1 protein-coding gene and 1 pseudogene are annotated in these 919 nt (G+C 75.0%); both read right to left on the bottom strand.

Translation table 11 applies throughout. The annotated features are described in order from the left end of the window. Positions 1–589: deoxyribodipyrimidine photo-lyase (locus NQ160_RS16950; RefSeq protein ID WP_257516333.1), on the bottom strand; the 589-nt coding region annotated here is incomplete at its 3' end. A gap of 31 nt (positions 590–620) precedes the next feature. Further along, positions 621–919, bottom strand: a pseudogene (locus tag NQ160_RS16945) (hypothetical protein); the annotation flags it as partial.

Here is a 919-nt window from a genome sequence, read left to right as displayed (position 1 = left end):
CCCAATCTGGACGCGTCGGCAGCAGCGACCAGTCGTCGAGGGCGTCGGATGCCGGCATCCGCGCCGGCGCATCCACGGTCTGCGGCTCGGGCAGGGGAGTGCGCGGCGCCGGGAGCGACAGGCATGCCCGCCAGAACGGGGAGAACACCGAGAAGGGTGTGCCGCCGCCGGTCGTGACCGTCCAGGGCTCGTGCAGCAGCGACGCGGCGAAGGATGCCACCTCCACGCCGTCGGCGCGCAGGGACGCTTTCAGGTCCGCGTCGACCTGCCGGGCCGCGCCCCCGTATCGGCGGTTCCAGAAGACGGCGCCGGCGCCGACCTTGGCCACCGTCTCGCGCACGACCCCGGCCGCGGCGCCCCGGCGGAGCACCAGCGCGCCGCCCCGCTCGCGCAGCCGTTCGCCCAGCGAGGTGAGCGAATGGTGCAGCCACCATTTGGCCGCGCCGCCGAGCGGGCGGAAGCCGGGGGACTGCTCGTCGAGCACGTACAGGCCGATGACGGGCTCCGCCCGGTCGATCGCCGCGCGCAGCGCAGGGTTGTCGGCCAGCCGCAGGTCATCGCGGAACCACACGATCGAGGGGGCGCCCATACGGTCATGCTGATCGACGCTTCCGGCGCCGTCACGGGGTTGACAGCACCGCCGCGCCGATCCGCCGCGCCGACCAGCCCGCGGCGGCCAGTACGTGCCCCACCGGCACGGCCACCACGAGCGCACCGGGTTCGACGCGGGTGTGCACATGCACCGCCTCGCCGAACTCGTCGCCGTCCAACTGCACCGGCTGGGGGCTGGCCGGGGCGATATCCAGCGCGGGTCCCCGCGCGTACCGCACGGCGGAGTCCTCGGTGCGCAGCGCCAGCACGCTGCGCCCGGCCCGGAAGCGGCGCAGCACGCTGTTGTCCCAGGCGACGCGACGCCAGA

This window comes from Microbacterium sp. zg.Y909 (genome assembly GCF_024626565.1).
Note: the sequence above shows the minus strand (reverse complement) of the source record. Positions and strands in the feature narration are given on the sequence as shown.